A 21,135-nucleotide genomic window follows, 5' to 3' on the forward strand; every position below is an offset into this window, starting at 1 on the left:
AGTGGAGCGCTTTTCTGTAGGAGTGAGCCTGCTCGCGATTGCGGTCTTTCATTCAGCATTGATGTCGACTGAACCACCGCAATCGCGAGCAGGCTCACTCCTACAGGGATCTATGTCTGTATCCATGCATCTGTGCGTTGAAACCATTGAGTCCGAACCCAAGGAAACCGTATGAGCCTGTCACTCCTGAGCCGCTACGCCTTCTTTGCCGTCTGTGTGATTTTCACCCTCGCCAGTCTGCCGTTCCTGGAACACGACTGGCTCTGGCCGATCACCGCTGTCACCGGCGTCCTGAGCCTCGTGGGCCTGTTTGATCTGCTGCAAAGCCCTCACGCCGTACGCCGCAACTACCCGATCCTCGGCAACATCCGCTATCTGGTGGAGGGCATCCGTCCGGAAATCCGCCAGTACCTGCTCGAATCCGACAGCGACGCCCTGCCCTTCTCCCGGGCCCAGCGTTCGCTGGTCTATTCCCGCGCCAAGAACGAAAGCGCCGACAAACCCTTCGGCACGTTGATCGATGTGTATCAGTCGGGTTTCGAATTCATCGGCCACTCGATGCGCCCGGCGCCGTTGAGTGACCCGAACAGTTTCCGAACCCTGGTCGGCGGCCCGCAGTGCACACAGCCGTATTCGGCATCGGTGTTCAACATCTCGGCCATGAGCTTCGGCTCCCTCAGCGCCAACGCCATTCGTGCCTTGAACCAGGGCGCCAAGCTCGGCAACTTTGCCCACGACACGGGTGAAGGCAGCATCAGCGCGTATCACCGGGAAAACGGCGGCGACCTGACCTGGGAGCTCGGCAGCGGCTACTTCGGTTGCCGCACCGCAGACGGTCGCTTCGACCCGGAACGCTTCGCCGCCCAAGCGCAAACCCCGCAGGTGCGGATGATCGAAATCAAGATGAGCCAGGGCGCCAAACCCGGCCACGGCGGGATTCTGCCCAAGCACAAGGTCACCAAGGAAATCGCTGAAACCCGCGGCATCCTGATGGGCGAAGACTGCATCTCGCCATCGCGGCACAGCGCGTTTTCCACGCCGATCGAACTGATGCACTTCATCCAGCAACTGCGTGAACTGTCCGGCGGCAAACCGGTGGGCTTCAAGTTCTGCCTCGGCCATCCGTGGGAATTCATGGGCATCGCCAAGGCCATGCTGGAAACCGGCATCCTCCCGGACTTCATCGTCGTCGATGGCAAGGAAGGCGGCACGGGGGCAGCGCCTGTGGAGTTCACCGACCACATCGGCGTACCGATGCGCGAAGGTCTGCTGTTCGTGCACAACACGCTGGTGGGCCTGAACCTGCGGGACAAAATCAAACTCGGCGCCAGCGGCAAGATTGTCAGCGCCTTCGACATCGCCAGCGTGCTGGCCATCGGCGCCGACTGGGCCAACTCGGCGCGCGGCTTCATGTTCGCCATCGGCTGCATCCAGTCGCAGTCGTGCCACACCAACAAATGCCCGACCGGCGTCGCCACGCAGGACACCTTGCGCCAGCGTGCCCTCGTCGTCCCGGACAAGGCCCAGCGGGTGTTCAACTTCCACCGCAACACCCTCAAGGCACTCGCGGAAATGCTCGCCGCCGCCGGCCTCGATCATCCGTCGCAGTTGTCGGCCAAGCACCTGGTGCGGCGCATGTCCGCGACCGAGATCAAGCTGTTCTCGCAGCTGCATGTGTTTTTGAAACCGGGGGAATTGCTCACAGGAGAAGTGAACGGCGAGTTCTACTCACGCATGTGGCAGATGGCGCGGGCGGACAGTTTTGATCCCAATGAAGTGGCAGCAGCCTGAGTCCAGCGAGGCGCTTCACCAGCGAAGCGCCTTGAGCGGGGCCGGTTCTTTCATGACGATAAAACCGTAGTCCCCCAGCAGGTAAATCCGGTAGTAGGGGCGTTCCAGCAACGGCGGATACCCCAGATAACCCACACGAGTCGCATTGCGGCGCTCTTTCTCCGCGACCACGTTGGTGATGCCGAGCTTCGGCAGATTTTCGGCCAGCATGAAAAAGTCGATGTTCAGCAGGTAGTGCAACACCGGCATCTGCTTGAACGAACCTGCGGCCCCCGACAGCCAGTGATCGGAATACGTTACCGACATGTAAATCCGCTTGGCCACGCGCAATTCCCGATGCGTCGAAATGTCGTGCTCAAGGCTGAACAGTGCGCTGGTGCTGAAGGCTTTCTGCACCGTCAGCACCCGACCGTAGGCAAACGACAACGACAGCATCGCCAGCAGTGGAACTGCCAGCAACAGCGTCAGTCGCTCATGGATTTGCGCCAGCGCCAGATGGCTCAAGTAGAACAACAGCATCAATAAAACCGCGAAGCCCATCAGGGTTCGAGCGCCCTCGTTGAAGTCGCGGAAAAACAGCGCGACGCCGGACACCAGCAGCGTCACGACCGGCAAGGTCAGTAGACACAACAGGCCGATCAACGCTTTCTTCGGCCCACTGTCCTGACGCTTCCACACCTTCAGCCCCAATTGCACAGCGCCGGCGATGGCACACAGCAACAGCGCGGCGAACACCCAGGCCAATCCGCCATGAAACAGCAGCACGACTTTTTCCAGCACTCTGCCGATGTTGATCTGCAGTTGCAGCAGCGGCGCGGCGCTCCAGTTCAACAACAACGTACGATCCTGCGCCATGAACACTAAGGCGCTGACGCAATACATCAACCAGCCCATGATGACCTGCGCCAGTTTCCTGCCGATCAGCCTGCACAACTGCGGCCAGGCCAAACGGTCGTTTACGCCTCGCAGCAGTTCCAGGCAACACAAGCCCACAAACACATTCAGGCTGATCTGATACAGCCCCAGCGCCAGCGCAATCAGGAGCGAAGGCACCAGCCATTGCAGGCTGCGCGAAGGATGACGAAAGGTGATCGCGTAGATCACCGCCACCAGGCTCAGGGCCATGGCGGGCCCGTCATATTGATAAGACAGGTTTTGCAGAAAAAACGGGTTGTACCAGAGGGGCAACGGCACCAGGCAACAGGCGAGCGTCGGTTGCGCAAAGTAATGAAACGTCAGCCGGCTCAGTGCCGAGGCCATGGCCAGCGTGGCGATCAACAGCGGCAAAGGAAAGATGTTCGGCGCCGCGCTGCCGAAGGTGAGCAGGTTGTAGAACAGCTGGGTAAACAGGCGCCCCTGCTCCGCCCAGGCCATGCCCGCCGACAGCGATCGCCAGTTGTCATCGATGTACGGGTAGTCCGCGAGGATCAGCGGCAGTACATACAGCAACGTCGCGAGCAGAAAAAACAGCCAGACCTGCCGGCAGCCGAGCTCCTTGCCGAGCACATCGCGAAATCGGCCCATGCTAAAGCCCGAGTCGGTCTTTGCCGCCGACGATGTCTTTGATGACGTAGCGCGGCCGGTGCTTGGCCTCGATGTAGATCCGGCCGACGTACTCACCGAGGATGCCGATGCCAATCAACTGCACACCGCCAAGAAACAGAATGGCGGTCATCAACGATGGGTAACCGGGTACGCTGTTGCCGAAGAAAATCTTGTCCAGCACCATGTACACCGCGTAAAGCACCGCGAAAATCGAAATGCCGCCGCCGACGTACGTCCACAAACGCAGCGGCACGGTGCTGAACGACGTCACCCCTTCGAGTGCCAGGTTCCACAGTTTCCAGCCATTGAACTTGCTGCTGCCGGCCACGCGCCCGGCGCGTTCGTACTCCACCACCGCGGTGGTGAACCCGGCCCACGACAACACGCCTTTCATGAACAATTGATGCTCGGGCAGTGCGCGGATCACGTTGACCACCTTGCGATCCATCAATCGAAAATCGCCGACGTTCTCTTCGATCCGGGTGTACGCGATACGGTTCAGCACGTGGTAGAACAGCGCCGCGCTGTGGCGCTTGAGGTAACCGTCGGTGGCCCGGTTGCGGCGTTTGGCGAGCACCACGTCCGCGCCCTTTTGCCACTCGTCAATCAACAGTGGAATGACGCTGATCGGGTCCTGCAAGTCGACGTCCATGGGGATCACCGCATCGCCAGAAGCGTATTCCAGGCCGGCAAACAACGCCGGTTCCTTGCCGAAGTTGCGCGAAAAGTTGATCAGCAACACACGCTCGTCGACTTGCGCCAGGGCCTTGACCTGCTCAGCCGTCCGGTCGGAGCTGCCATCGTTGATGAATACGATCTCGATCTCGTCGCCGCCCAGCCTCAACTCGCGCTGCACCGCCTGATAAAACAGGCTGATCGCTTGCTCTTCGTTGAAGACCGGAACGATCAGCGAAACCTTCACGTTTCACGCTCCTGAACCATGCTCGGTAAAGATTCGACAGCTGCCGTACACCATTATTCGGGCACGCCATCGCGCGGGCAGACCAGCGGATGGGTTCTTTCATTCAGTCACACCTGAGACATTCAGTAATAGCGTGTTTTTTGCAATTGTCGTCGAATCGCGCCACCCTGCGCGCCGCCGATGCGCGGCGCCCACCTTTTGCCGCGCTGACCACTCCTTATTCAACACCCGTTCACGAGCCCGCTGTCATGACGTTTGAACGCGATCACCGAATCGACTTTTTTCGAGGCCTGGCGCTGATCTTCATCTTCTGGGATCACGTGCCTCACAACCCCCTCGGTCAAATCACCCCGCGTAACTTCGGTTTCAGCGATGCCGCGGAAATTTTCGTGTTTCTCGCCGGTTACGCGGCGGTCCTGGCCTACGGGAAAATCTTCCGACGTGACGGTTACCTGATTGCCTGCGTGAAGATTCTGCACCGCGCCTGGGTGCTCTACGTGGTGCATATTTTCTTGCTGGCGATGCTGATGGGCATCGTGTTCTTCGCCAACAGCCACGTGGAAACGAGGGATCTGGTGGAGGAAATGGGCATGCACCATTTCATCACCAACCCGCAGCAAGCCCTGGTCGATGAACTGCTGCTGCGCTTCAAACCGAACCTCATGGACCCGCTGCCGCTGTACATCGTGCTGCTGGCCGGCTTGCCGCTGGTGCTGCCGATGCTGGTGCGCAAACCATGGGCGGTGGTGGCCGTGTCGTTGACCGTGTACCTGTTGGCGCCGTGGTTCGGCTGGAACCTGGCGGCCATCAAGGATGGCGTGTGGTACTTCAACCCCGTGGTCTGGCAACTGCTGTTTGTGTTGGGCGGCGCGGCGGCGACTTACGGGCAGCGCCCCCGGTTACCTGACGCGCGCCCGTTGCTGCACCGGCCGTTGTTTGTCAGTGCCGCGGTGTATTTGGTGGTCACCGGCGTGCTGACTGTCTCCTGGCGATGGCCGGAAATTCATGACGCGCTGATGCCAGCGTGGCTGAGCAACCTGTTGTACCCGATCAGCAAGACTGACTTGTCGCCGGTGCGGTTGCTGCACTTCCTGGCGCTGGCGTATGTCACGGCGAAGCTGTTGCCCGATACCGGCTGGACGCAAAACTGGCTGGCGCAGCAAAGTTGTCGCATGGGGCGTTATTCGCTGGAAATCTTTTGCCTCGGCGTGTTGTTGGCGCCGTTGGCGGACATGGTCAATGCCATGACCGACGATGCGTTTGCCATGCAGATATTCACAGCCTTGGTGGGTGCGGGGTTGATGGCGTTGTTGGGGGCTTGGCTGGAGTTCAATAAACGGTTGAACCAGCCGGTCAACAGGTCGCAGCGTTCGGCAGCTGAACGGATCTCTCTGTAAGAGCTGGCTTGCCAGCGATGGCGGCCTGACAGCCGACCAATCTCTTGCTGGTGTACATATCCGTTGCTGCGGTAACGGCGGCTATTGGTTTCGCCCTTACGGCGAGTCACTTGGAGAAGCGCCAAGTAACCAAGCGCTCTTGCCCCTTTCGTTCGGTGCCTCGCCTAGGCTCGGCATTCCCTCGCTCCGGTCCTGCTCCGTGGGCCCGCCGCCATCGGCCATCCATGGCCGGGGGCGGCTAACCCGGCATCCATGCCGGGTTGCCCACTACGCAGAACCTCCACTCGGCCTCTCGAGGGGGCGCTCAGATCAAAAGCGGAAGGCGAGCTAACGCTCGGCCTGATGAGTGGTGGGAATCAAAAGCGTACGCGATTCCCTGTAGGAGCCGGCTTGCTGGCGAAAAACGTGTGGGCACCGCGTTCATTCAGACAGCCCGCGTTATCGTTGACGTCCATCGCCGGGAAGCCGGCTCCTACAATTTTGAATCGTGTGAACCCAGTCCCCGTGTAGGACCCGGCTTGCTGCGGGCGGCGTTCCGACGATAGCGGTGGATCAGTCAACGTATGTATTGGCTGGACAGACGCAATCGTCGGAACGCCGCCCGCAGCAAGCCGGCTCCTACAGGGGAATGCGTACGATCATAGAGACAGGTCGGCTGGCAGGCCGCCTCGTTTTTGCTTTGCTTTGCTTTGGCTTTTGATTTTGATCTGCCCCGTCGGAAGGCCGAGTGGAGGTTCTACGCAGTGGGCAACCCGGCAAGGATGCCGGGTTAGCCGCCCCCGGCCATGGATGGCCGATGGCGGCGGGCCCACGGAGCAGGACCGGAGCGAGGGCATGGCGAGCATTAGCGAGCCACCGTACGTCAGGGGCGCGAGCGCTTGGTTACTTGGCGCTTCTCCAAGTGACTCGCCGTAAGGGCGAAACCATAAGCAGCCGTCACCACAGCAACGGATATGCCCCCCATCCAACCCCTACGAAGCCGAACGCACCGAACCTTGCGAAACACCAGTCGGCTGCAGCTTGAACACATAAAACAAAACCGTCAGCAGCACCAAAAACGCCGGCCCCACATACAGCGCCACCCGAGTGTCCGGAAAGTACGCCATCAAACCAACCACCAACACCAAAAACGCCAGTGCCAGATACGAACTGACCGGGTACAACCACATCTTGTATTTCAACCCGGCCCGCTCGCTGGCGCTCAGACCTTTGCGAAACTTGAGCTGAGCCAGCAGGATCATCACCCAGGTCCAGATCGCGCCGAAAGTAGCAATGGCCGTCACCCAGACGAAGACCTTTTCCGGCACCAGGTAATTGAGCAGCACCCCCAGCAACAAGGCGAAAATCGACAACAGCAGCGCACGACGCGGCACCCCGTTGTTCGACGTCTTGGCAAAACCGGCCGGAGCCTGGCCATTCTGCGCCAGGCTATAGAGCATGCGCCCCGTGCTGAAAATGCCGCCATTGCAGGACGACAGTGCAGCGGTGATCACCACGAAGTTGATGATGCCAGCGGCGGTCTTGATGCCCAGACGCTCAAAGGTCATCACAAACGGACTGCCCTGGGTGCCGATTTCATTCCACGGGTAGATCGACAGAATCACAAACAGCGCGCCGACGTAGAACAGCAGAATCCGCCAGAACACCGAGCCGATCGCATTGGGAATGGTCTTCTGCGGGTTCTTCGCTTCACCGGCGGTCAGGCCGATCATCTCGACGCCGAGGTAGGCGAACATCACCATTTGCAGGGACATCAACACGCCTTGCACGCCGTTCGGCATGAAGCCGCCGTGAGCCCAGAGATTGGAAATCCCCAACGCCACGCCGTCGTTGCCGAAACCGAACGCGATCACGCCGACGCCGCCGATCACCATCGCAATGATGGTGACGATCTTGATCAGGGCGAACCAGAATTCGAATTCACCGAAAGCTTTTACGGCGATCAGGTTGATCGAGCCCATGCTGATCAACGCGGCAAGTGCCCAGATCCAGCGCGGGACCTCGGGAAACCAGACGCCCATGTACACCGCCACTGCGGTGATTTCCGCGACACAGGTCACCAGCCACAGGAACCAATAGTTCCAGCCCGTCAGGAACCCCGCCAACGGGCCAAGGTAGTCTTGGGCATAACGGCTGAAGGAGCCGGCGACCGGGTTGTGCACAGCCATTTCGCCGAGGGCGCGCATGATCACCAGGATCGCCAGACCGCCGATGATGTAGGACAGCATGATGGCCGGGCCAGCCATTTCGATGGCCTTGGCCGAACCGAGAAACAGACCGACACCGATACAGGCACCGAGTGCCATCAAGCGAATATGCCGCTCGCCGAGTTCGCGTTTAAGCGGGCCGCCCTGAGCGGTCTCGCCGTGGGGCAGGTGATTGCCGACTGGCATAGGGGTACAACCTCGTCTTGTTATTGGATATGACCACCGAGTGTCGAAGCGCTGACCGATAAGCCATTGCTTGCCTGAAACCGGACCTGCTTCGTGGGCAGAACCGTCCTGCAGGGCAAAACCCTCCAGGATCAGCGGGGCGTGCAGTCTAAAAAGTTTCCTGCAGGATATTTCACTCTACAACCCACAATATTCAGCGAGAAATCTCGGAGAAAACGCGGTTTTTGGAGGCGCATTACCTGACTTTTTGTAGGAATTTTTACCGTTAAAACGGCACGGAGTATTGCACAGCATTGGTGCATCGTCATGCCCCTACCTAGGCAGCATTTACGTGGCGATGGCTCTAGTACGGCCCTCCTGTAGGAACTGGCTTGCCGGCGATGGCGTCCCTGAAACCGCCATCGCCAGCAAGCTGGCTCCTACGGATCGGGGGCGCTGTCCAAAATGTGGAAGTCACCTCCCCCCTGTAGGAGCCGGCTTGCCGGCGATGGCGTCCCTGAAACCGCCATCGCCAGCAAGCTGGCTCCTACGGATCGAGGCGCGACTCAAAATATCGGGCTCACCTCCCCCCTGTAGGAGCCGGCTTGCTGGCGATGGCGCCCGTGAAATCGCCATCGCCAACAAGCCAGCCCCCTGCAAAAAGAACATTCGCTCATCCCCCGTCATGGTGAATATTCGATATCCGGGTGTTCACAATTTTTTCACCGGCAGCATCCACCGTCTAAGCTTCAAACAAGTCCGATCAATCTGCGTGAATGGATCAGTCGACTATGGGCGCGTTATGGCAAACCGATACGAGTAAAACTGTGGTCCCGACTGAACGTGTGGATGAAGCGCCTATCCCCGAAAAACCCCGTCGTAGTCGTACCAAACACGGGTGGAAGGCGTTTTGGTTACTGGTGTTGATTATCCTGATTGCTCTGGGGTTGGCCGCTGTCAGGGAAATGCGTACCTCGAAGTTCCAATCCCGGGAAGCCAGCAAGTATGCCGCTACCCTGAGTTACGAACTGAAGCCTGGCCCAAGCGATGCCATTCGCTATCCCGGGGCCGGCCCTTTTGACTTGCGTCTGGGCTACAGCTCTCTGGGTGAATTCCTGCCGCGCCTGATCAAGCGCGACTACGTCGTTGCGGCGCAAACCCGCTTTTCCCAACCGTTGATGGACTACACCGACAAAGGCTTTTTCGTGCCCTATGCGGAGAAGATCCAGGCAGGATTGTCGATCACCGACTGCCGTGCGGCGCCGCTGTATCAGTACAAATACCCGCAGCAGCTCTATTCAAGCTTTGACGCGATTCCGCCGGTGGTGGTCAGCAGTTTGCTGTTCATCGAAAACCGCTTCCTGCTCGACCCTCGTCAGCCCCGGGCCAACCCCGCCGTGGATTGGCCGCGTTTCGGCATGGCGGCGTGGTCGCAGGTCGCCAAAATGCTGCACATGCCTGGCCAATCAGCGGGCGGCAGTACCCTCGCGACGCAACTCGAGAAGTATCGACACTCGCCCGACGGCTTGACCGTGTCCGGCGGGGAAAAAATCCGCCAGATGATTTCCGCCAGCGTACGCGCCTATCAGGCCGGGCCGGAAACGCTTGCGGCGCGCCAGAACGTGGTGCGTGATTACCTCAACAGCGTGCCCCTGTCCGCCGTGCCCGGGCACGGGGAAGTACACGGCATGGCCGAAGGTTTGCGCGTCTGGTACGGAGCCGATTTCAACAAGGCCAACGAACGGCTGGCCAGTACCGACACGGATCCAAAGGCCATGGCGGAAAAAGGCCTGGCCCTGCGTGAAATGCTGTCGTTGATGATTGCCCAGCGCCGCCCTTCCCACTACCTGACCAAGGGCCGCGATGAGCTGGCCGACCTCACCGACAGCCACATTCGCCTGTTGGCGCAAAACTTTGTGATCGACGCGCCGTTCGCCGCCGCCGCATTGGCCAGCAAAGTGACCTATCGCGACTGGCAGACCCAGCCGACCATTCAACCGATCGAAACCAACAAAGGCATCAGCGTGGCACGCAGTCGCCTGGGCGGGTTGCTCAATCGTCCGCTGTACGACCTCGATCGCCTGGATCTCTCGGCCACCAGCACCCTGCAAGGCGAACTGCAAACCCAGGTCACCGAGTACCTCAAGCACCTGGCCGACCCGGAGTTTGCAACGCAGATTGGTTTGATGGGCGAACGCCTGCTCACCCCCACCAGCACCACGCAAGTGCGCTACAGCTTCACACTGTTCGAATTGACCCCGGACGGTTCGCGGGTGCGTGTGCAAACCGACAGCACCGATCAGCCATTCGATATCAATGAAGGCAGCAAACTGGAATTGGGCTCCACCGCGAAAATGCGGGTACTGACGACTTACCTGCAAATCATTGCCGAGCTGCACGACAAGTACGCCGAAATGACCGTCCCGGAACTGAAGAAAGTCGACGTCCCGGATCAGGATCGCCTGAGCCGCTGGGCCGTCGATTACCTGATCGAGAACAAGGACCACAACCTGTCGGCCATGCTCAGCGCCGCGCTGGACCGCAAATACTCGGCCAGCCCCGGCGAAGCCTTTTTTACCGGCGGCGGGCTGCATACCTTCGTCAACTTCCGCAAGGAAGACAACGGTCGCATACCGACCTTGCGCGATGCCCTGCGCGAATCGATCAACCTGCCGTTCATTCGGCTGATGCGTGATCTGGTGCGCTACACCACCTACTCCGGCCCGAACAACAGCGCGGCACTGCTCGGGGACGACCGCGATCCTCGGCGCCAGGAATACCTGGCCGAGTTCGCCGACCGCGAGGGTACTTCGTTCCTGCTGAAGTTCTGGAAGCGCTACAAAAACAAGGACACCCAGGCACGGCTCGAAACCTTCCTCGACAGCATGCGCCCGACGCCGATTCGCATGGCTGCGGTGCATCGCTACCTGTTGCCGCAAGCCAGTCAGGAAAGCTTCAACACCTTTGTGCGCTCGCACCTTTCAGGCGCCAAGCTCACCGAGAAACTCACGGACGAACGCCTGCAACGGCTTTACGAAAATTACAGCCCCGGCATCTACGATTTGCCGGACCAGGGCTTCATCGCCAAGGTTCACCCGCTGGAATTGTGGCTGATCGGTTATTTGTTGAATCACCCCGACGCCAAGTGGAGCGAAATCGTCAAGGCCAGCCAGTTCGAACGCCAGGAAGTCTATAGCTGGCTGTTCAAAAGCAAACATAAGGGTGCCCGCGATGGCCGCATCCGCACCATGCTGGAGATCGAGGCGTTTCTCGACATCCACGCGCGCTGGCAGAAAGTCGGCTATCCGTTCGATCACCTGGTGCCCTCGCTGGCCACCGCCATCGGCAGTTCCGGCGACCGCCCAGCGGCATTGGCGGAGCTGATCGGCACCATCCTCAACGACGGTGTGCGCATGCCGACGCTGCGCATCGACAGCCTGCATTTCGCGGCGAATACGCCCTATGAAACCAAGCTGATCAACGACCCGGATGTGGGTAAACGGGTGATGCCGTCCGAAGTGGCCACGGCCATGCGCGAGGCCTTGTCGCACGTGGTGGACGCGGGTACGGCCAAACGTGTTTCCGGCAGTTTCATCACCCCCGATGGCAAGCCGCTGGCCATGGGCGGCAAGACCGGGACCGGTGACAACCGCATCGAAGCCATTGGTTCCGGTGGGCGAATCTTGAGTTCGAAGTCGATCAACCGCACGGCCACCTTTGTGTTTTACATCGGTGATAGCCACTTCGGTACGTTGACCGCATTCGTCCCCGGGCGCACGGCCGAAGCCTTCAAGTTCACCTCGGCCTTACCGGTGCAAGTGCTCAAGGGCATGGCACCGATTCTCACGCCGTATCTGCAACCGGGCACGCATACGCAGTGCCTGCCCGTGGAGGTCGCACGACGCTGAAAAACGATGGCGGTAAATAACTATTTTCGGCATTGAAAATTCCAATGCTTCGCCGGGAAGAACGCGTTTCAAGCAGCGGGAATTCAGACTTTTACTTTGAACCTCGGGCGTTAGGCTGGTCACTCCACTTAATGCTCAAGGTTTATTGAAAGCATGACTGACTTACACGGACGTATATCAGCGCTACCGTCACCCGTGGCCGATGACAATAAAGGTCACCATTACGCGTTCATCAAGAACCGTATCCACCCCGTTTTCAAAGGCGCGTCAGTGCGACGGGCTCATGAACTGAGCCTCACACAAACGGCGTCAGGGCAATGGATACAGAGCGCCAGAGATTTCGACCACACGCCGTTACAAGAAGCCAATCTTGAACTCTGGTCCACGCAGAATGCAGTCGACCGGTTCATGGATGAGGTGCAGGACGTTTACACGTTCGCCGAACCGTTACTCACCGATGCACTGCAAAAAAAATTCAACGTCGATGTCGATGTGACCAGTACGTTCCTATACCTGTACTTACCCAAAGCACGCCCGTGGTATGCCTTCGATATCTCCGGCGGTGTTGTTACCCGAACCGTCTCATTGCTGGACGCCGCCCTGCACAACTTCGCACGTCACGAAACCTGCGAACCGGACTCGGTCTTCATCAGCCAGCCCGACGCACGCGGGCACTTCGACGTCCTGCCGATCAAACGCAAAATGTCCATTGCCCAGTTCCAGAACCTTTGCCGCGAACTGGACATCGGCGCGCGCTACACGAAATACCTCGAAGAACACTTACTGCCCAGTGACGGCCTCGCCCAAGGTTTTTTGAAGTTCAAAATCGTCGAGAGCGAGAAAGCCGCGTTCAAAGCCGCCGTCCAATTGGCGGTTCTGAAGGGCGACATCGACGCCGAGGCCAGTGACCTGATCCTGAAAATGCTCGATGGCCAGCGCAACCTCACCCGTAAAGGCCGGGTGATGCAATTTGCCGAACTGTCGATTCTCGAACGCCCGCTGAGCGCAATCGTGTTGATCACACCCAGGCCGGAACAACACATCCGTGAGGTGATGCCGGTGATTGTTTACGTCCCGCAGGACCCTGAGCATCCACTGAAAGAGTACCCCTCGACCGTCGCGTTCATGAATGAACTGACGCGCCAGCTACGCGACAACGACGTCGTTTCATCCACCGGCATGACCTATCAGCAGTACTTCAGCCGGTTCGTCGATCAATCGGAGCGCGGGCATTTTTTCGGCGGGCTGCAGCAACGTCTGTTCGAGGTGAAATGGCATCAAAAAGCACCGCTGGAGCAGGGACCGAGCTGGCGGGAAGTGCCAATCGACAAACCCAATCTGCATTTCAAGGCGGCACCGATCCAAGGCGAACTCTGGGAATACCTCTTCCAGCAGAAGCTCAACAAGGTGCTGAACGACGCTCGACACATTGCCGTGTCCACCGCCGATAGCGATAGCAATGCCCGATGGGCCTGGTGGGAAAACTTCAAGAAAATAGTCTCGGACATCTTCAACGTCGCACTGATGGTCGCCACGCCGTTCGTTCCGGGGCTGGGTGAATTGATGATGGTCTACACGGCGTATCAGATGGCCAGTGACGTCATCGAAGGCATCGTCGATATGACCATGGGACTGAGGATCGAAGCCGCCGAACACATCATCGGCGTGGTGACCGACGTCATTCAGTTGGTGGCATTCGCCGCCGGGGTGAAGATTGGCAACGTTGCGCGCCTGAAACTTTCGCCGCTGATCGAAGGCATGAAACCGGTGAGTCTGCCCAATGGCGAGCCAAGACTGTGGCATCCCGATCTCAAGCCTTATGAGAGGCCGAATGTAAAACTGCCCGCTAAAGCGAAACCTGACGCCTTGGGTCTCCATGCCCACGAAGGCCAGGACATTTTGCCGCTGGATGACAAACACTACGCCGTGCAAAAAGACCCACAAACCGGCGACTACCGCGTCAAGCACCCGCATCGCGACAACGCCTATTTACCTGGGTTGAAACATAACGGCCGGGGCGCCTGGACCCACGAAGCCGAAAACCCGCGAGCGTGGCAACGCCCGACGTTGATGCGTCGCCTCGGCCATTCCGTGGACGGCTTCAGCGACACAGAACTGGACAATGTGCGCATCGCCAGCGGCACCGACGACGCTGCGCTGCGCCGGATGTACGTCGACAATACGTCCCCGCCACCGCTGCTGGACGACAGCCTCACACGCTTGAAAATCCAGCACCGGACCCGCGAGGCCATTGAACGGATTCGAACCGGTCAACCTCTGGATCCTGCCTCCTGGTGGTTTGAACCCCTGGCGACTTACCTGGACGGCTGGCCTGTGGATAAAGCCCTGAAGGTCTATGAAGACACCGACATGACCGGACGCTTTCGCCAGTACGGCAATCCCGAGGTGACCGAAGCGCAAACGCTGTCCACCAGCCAGTCACAGCTCATGAGCGAGCAGTTTGCGCCCAGGCTTGTCGAGTTTCTCAGTGAAGAAGAGCTGCGAGCGATGCTCGGTCGGTCAACCGCCAAAAGTGAACAGGTGCAAGCCCTGCGTAATCGACTGGCGGACGAAGCCAATCGACTGAACGCTGACATCGTCAATCAGCTTTACCAAGGTGCAGAAACGTCCGACGACCCGCAGGTCCGACTCATTCGCCAGACATTCCCCGAGCTGCCGACCCGCGCGGCACAGACGCTGCTGAACAGTTCCGACGCGGCCGACCTCACGCGCATGACCCAGGAGCAACGCCTGCCGTTGAGCCTGAAGAGCCGCGCCCGTGAAGCCGCCTTCGAAGCCCGGACCAACCATGCGTACGAAGGTTTTCATGACGGCGCGCAGTGGGTGGCGCAAACCGAAAGCCTGGTGCTGAATGCGCTCAGGATTCATACCGACACCTTCGCGCAATTACGTATCGAGGTGCGTGAAGGCAGCGATGCCGGACCACTGCGCGGCAGCGTGGGCGCATATGAAGCGACGACGGTGCGAGTGCTGGTCAAGGACGACGCCAACCGGTTCGAAGTCTGGGACGCCGACAATCACAAACTGCACGACGCCGCTGATTTTTTCGAAGCCGTGCTCACGGCGTTGCCGAAAAACAAACAGGCGCAGTTGGGTTATCGACCGGGCCAGGGGGCGTTTTTCAAGCAATGGGTCATGGCCAAGACCGATACTCCGGCCGAACGCCGCACCGCACTCGCCGCCCCGCCGATCCGCCCGATGGCGAACCACGAAGACATGACGCTGTTGCGCGGTCCCGGCTTCTCCACCACTGCCGCCACGCTCACCGAGCGGGTGCAGGATGTGTACCCGCACTTCAACGAACGAGAGGTCGCTACCTTCGTTCGATCCCTGGGTTCGCCGGAGCAAGGACGTCAGACGCTGACGAGGCTGGATCGAGAGCTCGATGACCTGCGCGTGATACTCAATCGGTGGCAATACCAGCGACCGGAGACATGGGGGCCTGATCGACAAGGGTTCGTACGCGGTGGCGGACAGCACATTGCCGAACGGCTCATCGATTGTTTCAAAAGAAAATCCACCGTTTTCGGTGAGCGCAGCACCACAGCCGACGGCGGTTATGCGCTGGACCTGTCCGTTGAGTTCGATGTGCCCGACCTCGAACGCTGGTGGAAGGAACTGCCGGATATCAAGCATTTCCTCGACCAGATCAGCACCTTGAATCTGGATCGCACAAACTTTTCCGAAACCTCCTCCGGCCTGTTGAGCGACTTCCCGCATCTTCGGCAACTGAGCGCCCGCAGCTGCGGGTTGACACGGCTTCCCGAGACCATCGGCAAGATGCACCACCTGCGTACGTTGCGGCTGATGAGCAACGACATCACCTTGACGCCGTCGGCCGTCGAGCAACTGCGAAACCTGACTCACCTGGAAACCATCAGGCTCGATGACAACACCCGGCTGGGCATGCTTCCAAACGTCGGGCGCATGCCCAAACTGAGAATCCTGAGTTTGAGCAACACAGGGGCAACCACCTGGCCCGATGGCCTGTTCGGGCCCTTCAGCAAACGTCGACCGCGGGGCTTCTTTCTGGATTTGCAGGAGAACCCCCTCAGCGTTATTCCGACGGTCGTGCCTGGCTCGCAGGACGCCTTCATCGTGGCGCGGACTCGCTTGTTTCCGAAGAAACTTTCGGAGGCCAATCTGATCAAGTTCAAAGCCTATCGACGCTCGGTCGGCCTCGCGCCCGATCAGATCTATGCCGAAGCTGCCGCCGACGCGATGCTTCAATGGCCGACAAAGGACGACTCTGTCTGGTGGAGTGCCGAAGTCGGGGGGCTGGGTACTTTCCGCGAGGACGCCTGGCACGATCTGATGACCGAGCCTGGCTCCGAAGATTTCTTTGCCTTGATCCAGAAACAGACCCTCTCGGCCGATTACCGGTCCGGTGGCGAATTGCGCCAACAGCTCAGTAACCGGGTATGGCGCATGATCGAAGCCATCGATCTGGACACCGGGTTGCGCAAGGATCTGTTCGAAATGGCCAGGGCGCCCACCACCTGCGCCGATGCCGGGGCTCAAGTGTTCAACCACATGGGTATCAAGGTGCTCGCCTCCGAAGCCCATGCCTTATCGACCTCCAACGCTGTCCTTGAAAGCAAACTGGTGAACCTGGCAAAAGGTGCCGCGCGCCTCGCGCGCGTGGATGACATTGCCCGTGCCGATTTCGGCAGTCGACCGGGCAATCCCGATGAGGTCGAGGTGTACCTCGCCTACGAAACCGGCTTGGCTCCACGCCTCGGTTTACCTTGGCAATCGGAGGCTATGCTGTATCGCCCGGTGGCCGGCGTGAGCGCCGAAGCCCTCGACACGGCCTTCGATACGGTGATGTCGATGGAGGCAGGCGATGGCTTGATCAACGACATGCTTGAACAGCCGTTCTGGCAAAAGTACTTGCGTGACACCTTCCCGAACGAGTTCCGGCGCAATACCAGGCTGTACGAAACCAGGAGCGACTTGCTGGACGAGTTGCGCGAAGTTCAACACGCCTGGGCCAACTCCAAAGGCCTGCAGATTGCACAACGACGAGCACTCAAGCAGCGCCTGCAAGACCTCGCCCGCCGCCTGGATGTCGATGACAGTATGGTGCTGACCGATGAAGACATGAGTGATGAGGTCTACTTCCGACTGCTTCACGACATGGGCTACGAAGAAAAAGAGCTGAGCAGAAAGCTGACCCGCGCAGCGCTGCAAAAAGCCGCAGAGCAATAATCGGCAACCCCTGATGCATCGGGTGATGCATCAGGGTTCAAGCCTTAACCCACTTCCGAGTCCCAGATGACTGTGACAAGGCCGGAGTAGGATCTTGCGACACCGGGTTTGAGCATTTCGCCGACTTCGCCTGGTGCAATCTCGAAGTGCAACGTTCCCGGTTTTCGATCGACATAAAAGCGCGGCTGGATCAGCTCGGTGCCACTACCATCGCGCCGCAATGGCCGGCGATTGACCGGTTGCGCGGCGGCATCCACCAAGCCACTGGGTAGGGTCACGCTGACGTCGAGCGGCACGGTATGTCCTGAAACCGGCTCGCGCACCGCGCAGCGGTTGCCATCCAGGCTGTACTGGCAGTCCATGTTCATTTTGAAACGGCTCGACGAAGACACATTGAACGTCTGATCCCGGAATAGCCGTGTGGGCTTGCGTCCCTGTGTCAGCCAGGCCTGCCAGCCGCCCTGCGGGACCAGTTCGACACGATTGCCGCCCGGTGGAATCTCGACCTTGAGGGTGTGCTCGACGTTCAGGGTGAAGTTGAGAGTGATCAACTCATCGTCAGGCAACATGACATCACCCATGTCGAAATCACGAAGCGGCCCAACGGTGTAGTTCAATGTTCCGCGATAGGTGCCCGTCGACATTGCGAGTGGGTTGGGTGTGATCAGTTCGTAGGAAAAACCGGTGTCCTGGTAAGCAAACTGGTGGGCCTCGGTAATTTCCTTTTGAGCCTGCTTGGCACACACCCCCGCATTGGCCGGGACTCTCCAGAAGAACGCGTAATACAAGCTACTCCCATACCCCACACCGCCATAGGCGCAAGGGGCAGGCGCATAAACCCACGAACTTGGCCAGACCCCTCCGGGAAGAGGTGTTTTGATCGTATAGGCCGCTCCAATACCGTTTATTCGTATTTTCACCGTCTCGGGTTCACCCGTCGCTTCATGAACGACCGTGACGTCTTTCCAGTTCGAAGGCACCCGGAACATCGGCCCCTGACGTTCCTCATGCATCGCCGCAATAGGGGCAATGGACCTGAAACGAATGGGCAACGCGATACTGAAAACACCGTTTTCGCAATACGAAGGATGATCCTTGCAATAGCCTCCCGCAGGCGTTTTATTCTCGAATGCATTTTGCATCGGTTTAGCCGGATCCGGCCGGAACACGGCTGTTATCTCCAGGGTTACCGCCTCGACCGACATCGTGAATGTGCCAGCCAAAACTATCGTACACAGTCGGCTCGCCGTCCTGATTATGTTCATGAATCTACCCACTCCCTTTCCGTCAGTGACTTTGCCCCCGGGTTCTTTACCCCAAGCCATGCGCTTGTCACGCCCCCGGCAACGCTGCGCTGAAAAGCAAATTGACGCTGTCGAAATAACTGCCCGGTTTGACCCGCTAAACTTCCGAATCCCAGACGACCGTAACATTGCCGGCATAGGATCTTGCGACACCGGGCTTGAGCATCTCGCCGACCTGATCCTGTGCAATCTCGAAGTGCAACGTTCCCGGTTTTCGATCGACATAAAAGCGCGGCTGGAACATCTCCGTGCCACTGCCGTCGCGGCGCAACGGCCGGCGATTGACCGGTTGCCCGGCGGCATCCACCAGGCCAATGGGCAGGGTCACGCTGACGTCGAGTGGCACGACATGCCCTGAAATCGGGTCGCGCACCGCGCAGCGGTTGCCATCCAGGCTGTACTGACAGTCCAGATTCATTTTGAAGCGACTTGACGATGACACATTGAATGTCTGATCCCGGAACAGCCGTGTCGGCTTGCGCCCCTGCGTCAGCCAGGCCTGCCAGCCGCCCTGCGGGACCAGTTCGACGCGATTGCCGCCCGGTGGAATCTCGACTTTGAGGGTGTGTTGTACTTCCAGGGTGAAATTCAGGGTCAGTGCCGAATCGCTCGGCTGCATGACATCGCCCATGTCGAAATCGCCGTTTGGCCCGACGCTATAGGTCAGGCTTCCCGAATAGCGACCCGCAGACATACCCAACGGATTGGGCGTAACCAGTTCATAGGCGAAATCCAGATAGTCGTAGCGCAACCAAGGTACGTTGAACCGTGCTTGCTTCGAACAGCTGCCCTCTGCCGGTGTTTTCCAGAAAAAACCGTAGGACGTATTGCCGTAATAACCGACACCACTGTACAGGCACGGAGCAGGCGCATTCACCCAACTGGCGCCCCACAGTTGATTGTGGGCGAGTCGGTAGTCACTCCCACCGCCCACAAGGCCGACGACATCTTCCGTAACATAATCAGAGCCCAAACCTGCAATTCGGACCCTGACCATCTCCGGCTCTCCCGTCGTCTCTTGGACCACGGACAATTCGCGCCACTGGGCAGGCACCTTGAATGTCGCCCCCTGGCGAGGTGATGCATGATTCGCCTCGATCGGCGCGTTGGAGTTGAACTGAATCGGTACGCGCAAGCTGAACATCTGGTTAGCGTCGCACTCGGCCGGATGGCTTGCACAATATCCACTGGGTGGCGTGTCATTTTTGAATTTATTCTGCTGAGGGTTCGCAGAATCTGGTCTGAAGGATGCTTGGATCGAGACATCTATCGCCCAGGCCGAAGACCCGCACACGGTAAGCAGTAGCCCCAATCCGACGCCGCGTACATTTCGATTGGCTTCCTTTAGACGGTTCATTTTTTACCCCAATCGTACCCGCACGGCTCCGCTGACTGTTTCACCCTGGCATCACGCATCAGGCAGCACAGCGTTGAAAATCAAATTGACGCTGCCGAAATAGCTGCCCGGTTTGTAAATCCCATCGACCGGCAGCACCGGCGCGATCTCCAGCAACACGCGTTTACCCGGCGCTGCCTCGCTCATCGACACCACATCGCGGCTCTCCAGTTCGCTCAACACCTTTCCGTTGAACAACACACGCAAACCAATGTCATGCGCCGGCGTCCCGTTGGACAGATATGGCCTGCCCTCAAGCCGGGCTTCGATGGAGCCAGCCTCATTCTTCACATCGAAATACTTGCGCAAGCCACCCAAGGTCGAGGTCGCCAGATTCCACGGCAATTGCTGTTCGCGATGAATCCAGCCTGTGTCTGCGGGAATGACGTAGAACGCCTGGCTCGGAATCGTCACGAACACTTCGAAATGCTGCACCTCACGGGCAGCAAATGCTGAATGGCATGTCATTGCCGACACCATCAGAACCATCAGTTTTCTGAACATGGTCATCAGCCCTTCACATCGAGCTTCTTGCTGCTCTCGCCTTCAACCAGAGTGAAGCGATACTCGCGACCGGCCTGTTTCTCGAACTGAAAGCTGCGGCCCGCGAGGATGTGATGCTTGGTGGTCGGCATACAGTCCTGATCGTTCTTGACCGCGCAATCCTTGAACTCATCGATCACCACCACGGTGTTGCCGTCGTTGCGGATGCGGTAATCCGTCGCGCCGTTCTCGATCACGCTGGCGTAACGCGTGTCCTTGGGTCGGACGAAAAACACCGCGCCATACCCGGCGAGCACAGTGACGCCGGCAGACAAGGTCTTCTTGTATTCCTCACGCTCTTCGCCGGAGACTGCGAACTCGTCTTCCTTCTCGGGCACCACCGGCACGAAACGCACCCGAAAATAGCGCTCGCGGTCACGCTCGCCCATGTACAGCAGTCGCGTGCCCTGCATGCCACTGGCGGGCACGATCAGCCGCGCCGGGCTGGCCATCAAGCCGTCCCGGGCGCTGCCGTCGGCACTGGATTTGAGCGGCACTTCCTGCGACTTGCCATCGGCGTCGTAAAGGATTTCCAGGATGTTGACCTTGACGAACGCAGTGCTGTCGCCGCCATTGAAGACGCGCTTCAAATAGGTACTTTTATCGCCATCCAGGTAGTCGTAAACCGTGCCGATATTGATGCTCGGCCCGGCGCGTGCCGTCTGCGTGAATAAACAAAAACCAATCAGTGCCAACCGACGTTTCATCGTCATTTACCTCATAGA

11 protein-coding genes are annotated in these 21,135 nt (G+C 59.1%); 4 read left to right on the top strand and 7 right to left on the bottom strand.

Annotated features, from left to right (window positions below):
* The first annotated feature begins 171 nt into the window (after positions 1–171).
* The gene (locus IB254_RS25240) at positions 172–1,791 is read left to right on the top strand and encodes an FMN-binding glutamate synthase family protein (RefSeq protein ID WP_192420061.1); all 1,620 of its coding nucleotides are present in this window, start codon (positions 172–174) and stop codon (positions 1,789–1,791) included.
* A 15-nt stretch (positions 1,792–1,806) separates the two neighbouring features.
* Here IB254_RS25240 and IB254_RS25245 read toward each other — a convergent pair whose 3' ends face one another.
* Complete coding sequence (locus IB254_RS25245; RefSeq protein ID WP_192420063.1) at positions 1,807–3,315, bottom strand: glucosyltransferase domain-containing protein; 1,509 nt, start codon at positions 3,313–3,315, stop codon at positions 1,807–1,809.
* Between the two features lies 1 nt (position 3,316).
* Positions 3,317–4,258: a glycosyltransferase family 2 protein gene (locus IB254_RS25250; protein WP_192420065.1), complete on the bottom strand. Its 942-nt coding sequence runs from the start codon at positions 4,256–4,258 to the stop codon at positions 3,317–3,319.
* Between the two features lie 248 nt (positions 4,259–4,506).
* Between IB254_RS25250 and IB254_RS25255 the strand changes: the two genes are divergently transcribed.
* The gene (locus IB254_RS25255) at positions 4,507–5,655 is read left to right on the top strand and encodes an OpgC family protein (protein ID WP_192420067.1); all 1,149 of its coding nucleotides are present in this window, start codon (positions 4,507–4,509) and stop codon (positions 5,653–5,655) included.
* A 971-nt stretch (positions 5,656–6,626) separates the two neighbouring features.
* On the opposite strand, the gene IB254_RS25260 is transcribed toward IB254_RS25255, so the two are convergent.
* Positions 6,627–8,048, bottom strand: a complete 1,422-nt coding sequence (locus tag IB254_RS25260; RefSeq protein WP_192420068.1) for an amino acid permease — start codon at positions 8,046–8,048, stop codon at positions 6,627–6,629.
* A gap of 770 nt (positions 8,049–8,818) precedes the next feature.
* Here IB254_RS25260 and IB254_RS25265 point away from each other — a divergent pair.
* Both IB254_RS25265 and IB254_RS25270 read left to right on the top strand, forming a co-directional pair.
* Positions 8,819–11,935 (top strand): transglycosylase domain-containing protein, encoded by a 3,117-nt coding sequence (locus tag IB254_RS25265; protein WP_192420070.1) that lies wholly within the window; start codon positions 8,819–8,821, stop codon positions 11,933–11,935.
* Between the two features lie 153 nt (positions 11,936–12,088).
* Positions 12,089–17,167 carry an NEL-type E3 ubiquitin ligase domain-containing protein gene (locus IB254_RS25270; RefSeq protein ID WP_192420072.1) on the top strand — a complete coding sequence of 1,693 codons (5,079 nt, stop codon included), beginning with the start codon at positions 12,089–12,091 and terminating at the stop codon, positions 17,165–17,167.
* A gap of 44 nt (positions 17,168–17,211) precedes the next feature.
* Here IB254_RS25270 and IB254_RS25275 read toward each other — a convergent pair whose 3' ends face one another.
* The 4 genes from IB254_RS25275 to IB254_RS25290 form a co-directional block, all read right to left on the bottom strand.
* Positions 17,212–18,432, bottom strand: coding sequence for a hypothetical protein (locus IB254_RS25275; protein ID WP_192420074.1), 1,221 nt, complete (start codon positions 18,430–18,432; stop codon positions 17,212–17,214).
* A 136-nt stretch (positions 18,433–18,568) separates the two neighbouring features.
* Positions 18,569–19,828, bottom strand: a complete 1,260-nt coding sequence (locus IB254_RS25280; RefSeq protein WP_192420076.1) for a hypothetical protein — start codon at positions 19,826–19,828, stop codon at positions 18,569–18,571.
* Positions 19,829–19,879: 51 nt separating this feature from the next.
* A complete protein-coding gene (locus IB254_RS25285) occupies positions 19,880–20,371 on the bottom strand; it encodes a CS1 type fimbrial major subunit (protein WP_192420078.1) in 492 nt (163 codons plus the stop codon).
* Positions 20,372–20,376: 5 nt separating this feature from the next.
* Positions 20,377–21,117 carry a molecular chaperone gene (locus tag IB254_RS25290; protein ID WP_192420080.1) on the bottom strand — a complete coding sequence of 247 codons (741 nt, stop codon included), beginning with the start codon at positions 21,115–21,117 and terminating at the stop codon, positions 20,377–20,379.
* Between the last annotated feature and the right edge of the window lie 18 nt (positions 21,118–21,135).

This window comes from Pseudomonas sp. PDM03 (genome assembly GCF_014852385.1).
In the GTDB taxonomy this organism is placed as follows: domain Bacteria; phylum Pseudomonadota; class Gammaproteobacteria; order Pseudomonadales; family Pseudomonadaceae; genus Aquipseudomonas; species Aquipseudomonas migulae.

Coding starts and splice junctions, on each gene's coding strand:
- IB254_RS25240 (WP_192420061.1), top strand. CDS start 172: ATGAGCCTGTCACTCCTGAGCCGCTACGCCTTCTTTGCCGTCTGTGTG.
- IB254_RS25245 (WP_192420063.1), bottom strand. CDS start 3,315: ATGGGCCGATTTCGCGATGTGCTCGGCAAGGAGCTCGGCTGCCGGCAG.
- IB254_RS25255 (WP_192420067.1), top strand. CDS start 4,507: ATGACGTTTGAACGCGATCACCGAATCGACTTTTTTCGAGGCCTGGCG.
- IB254_RS25260 (WP_192420068.1), bottom strand. CDS start 8,048: ATGCCAGTCGGCAATCACCTGCCCCACGGCGAGACCGCTCAGGGCGGC.
- IB254_RS25265 (WP_192420070.1), top strand. CDS start 8,819: ATGGGCGCGTTATGGCAAACCGATACGAGTAAAACTGTGGTCCCGACT.
- IB254_RS25270 (WP_192420072.1), top strand. CDS start 12,089: ATGACTGACTTACACGGACGTATATCAGCGCTACCGTCACCCGTGGCC.
- IB254_RS25275 (WP_192420074.1), bottom strand. CDS start 18,432: ATGAACATAATCAGGACGGCGAGCCGACTGTGTACGATAGTTTTGGCT.
- IB254_RS25280 (WP_192420076.1), bottom strand. CDS start 19,828: ATGAACCGTCTAAAGGAAGCCAATCGAAATGTACGCGGCGTCGGATTG.
- IB254_RS25285 (WP_192420078.1), bottom strand. CDS start 20,371: ATGTTCAGAAAACTGATGGTTCTGATGGTGTCGGCAATGACATGCCAT.
- IB254_RS25290 (WP_192420080.1), bottom strand. CDS start 21,117: ATGAAACGTCGGTTGGCACTGATTGGTTTTTGTTTATTCACGCAGACG.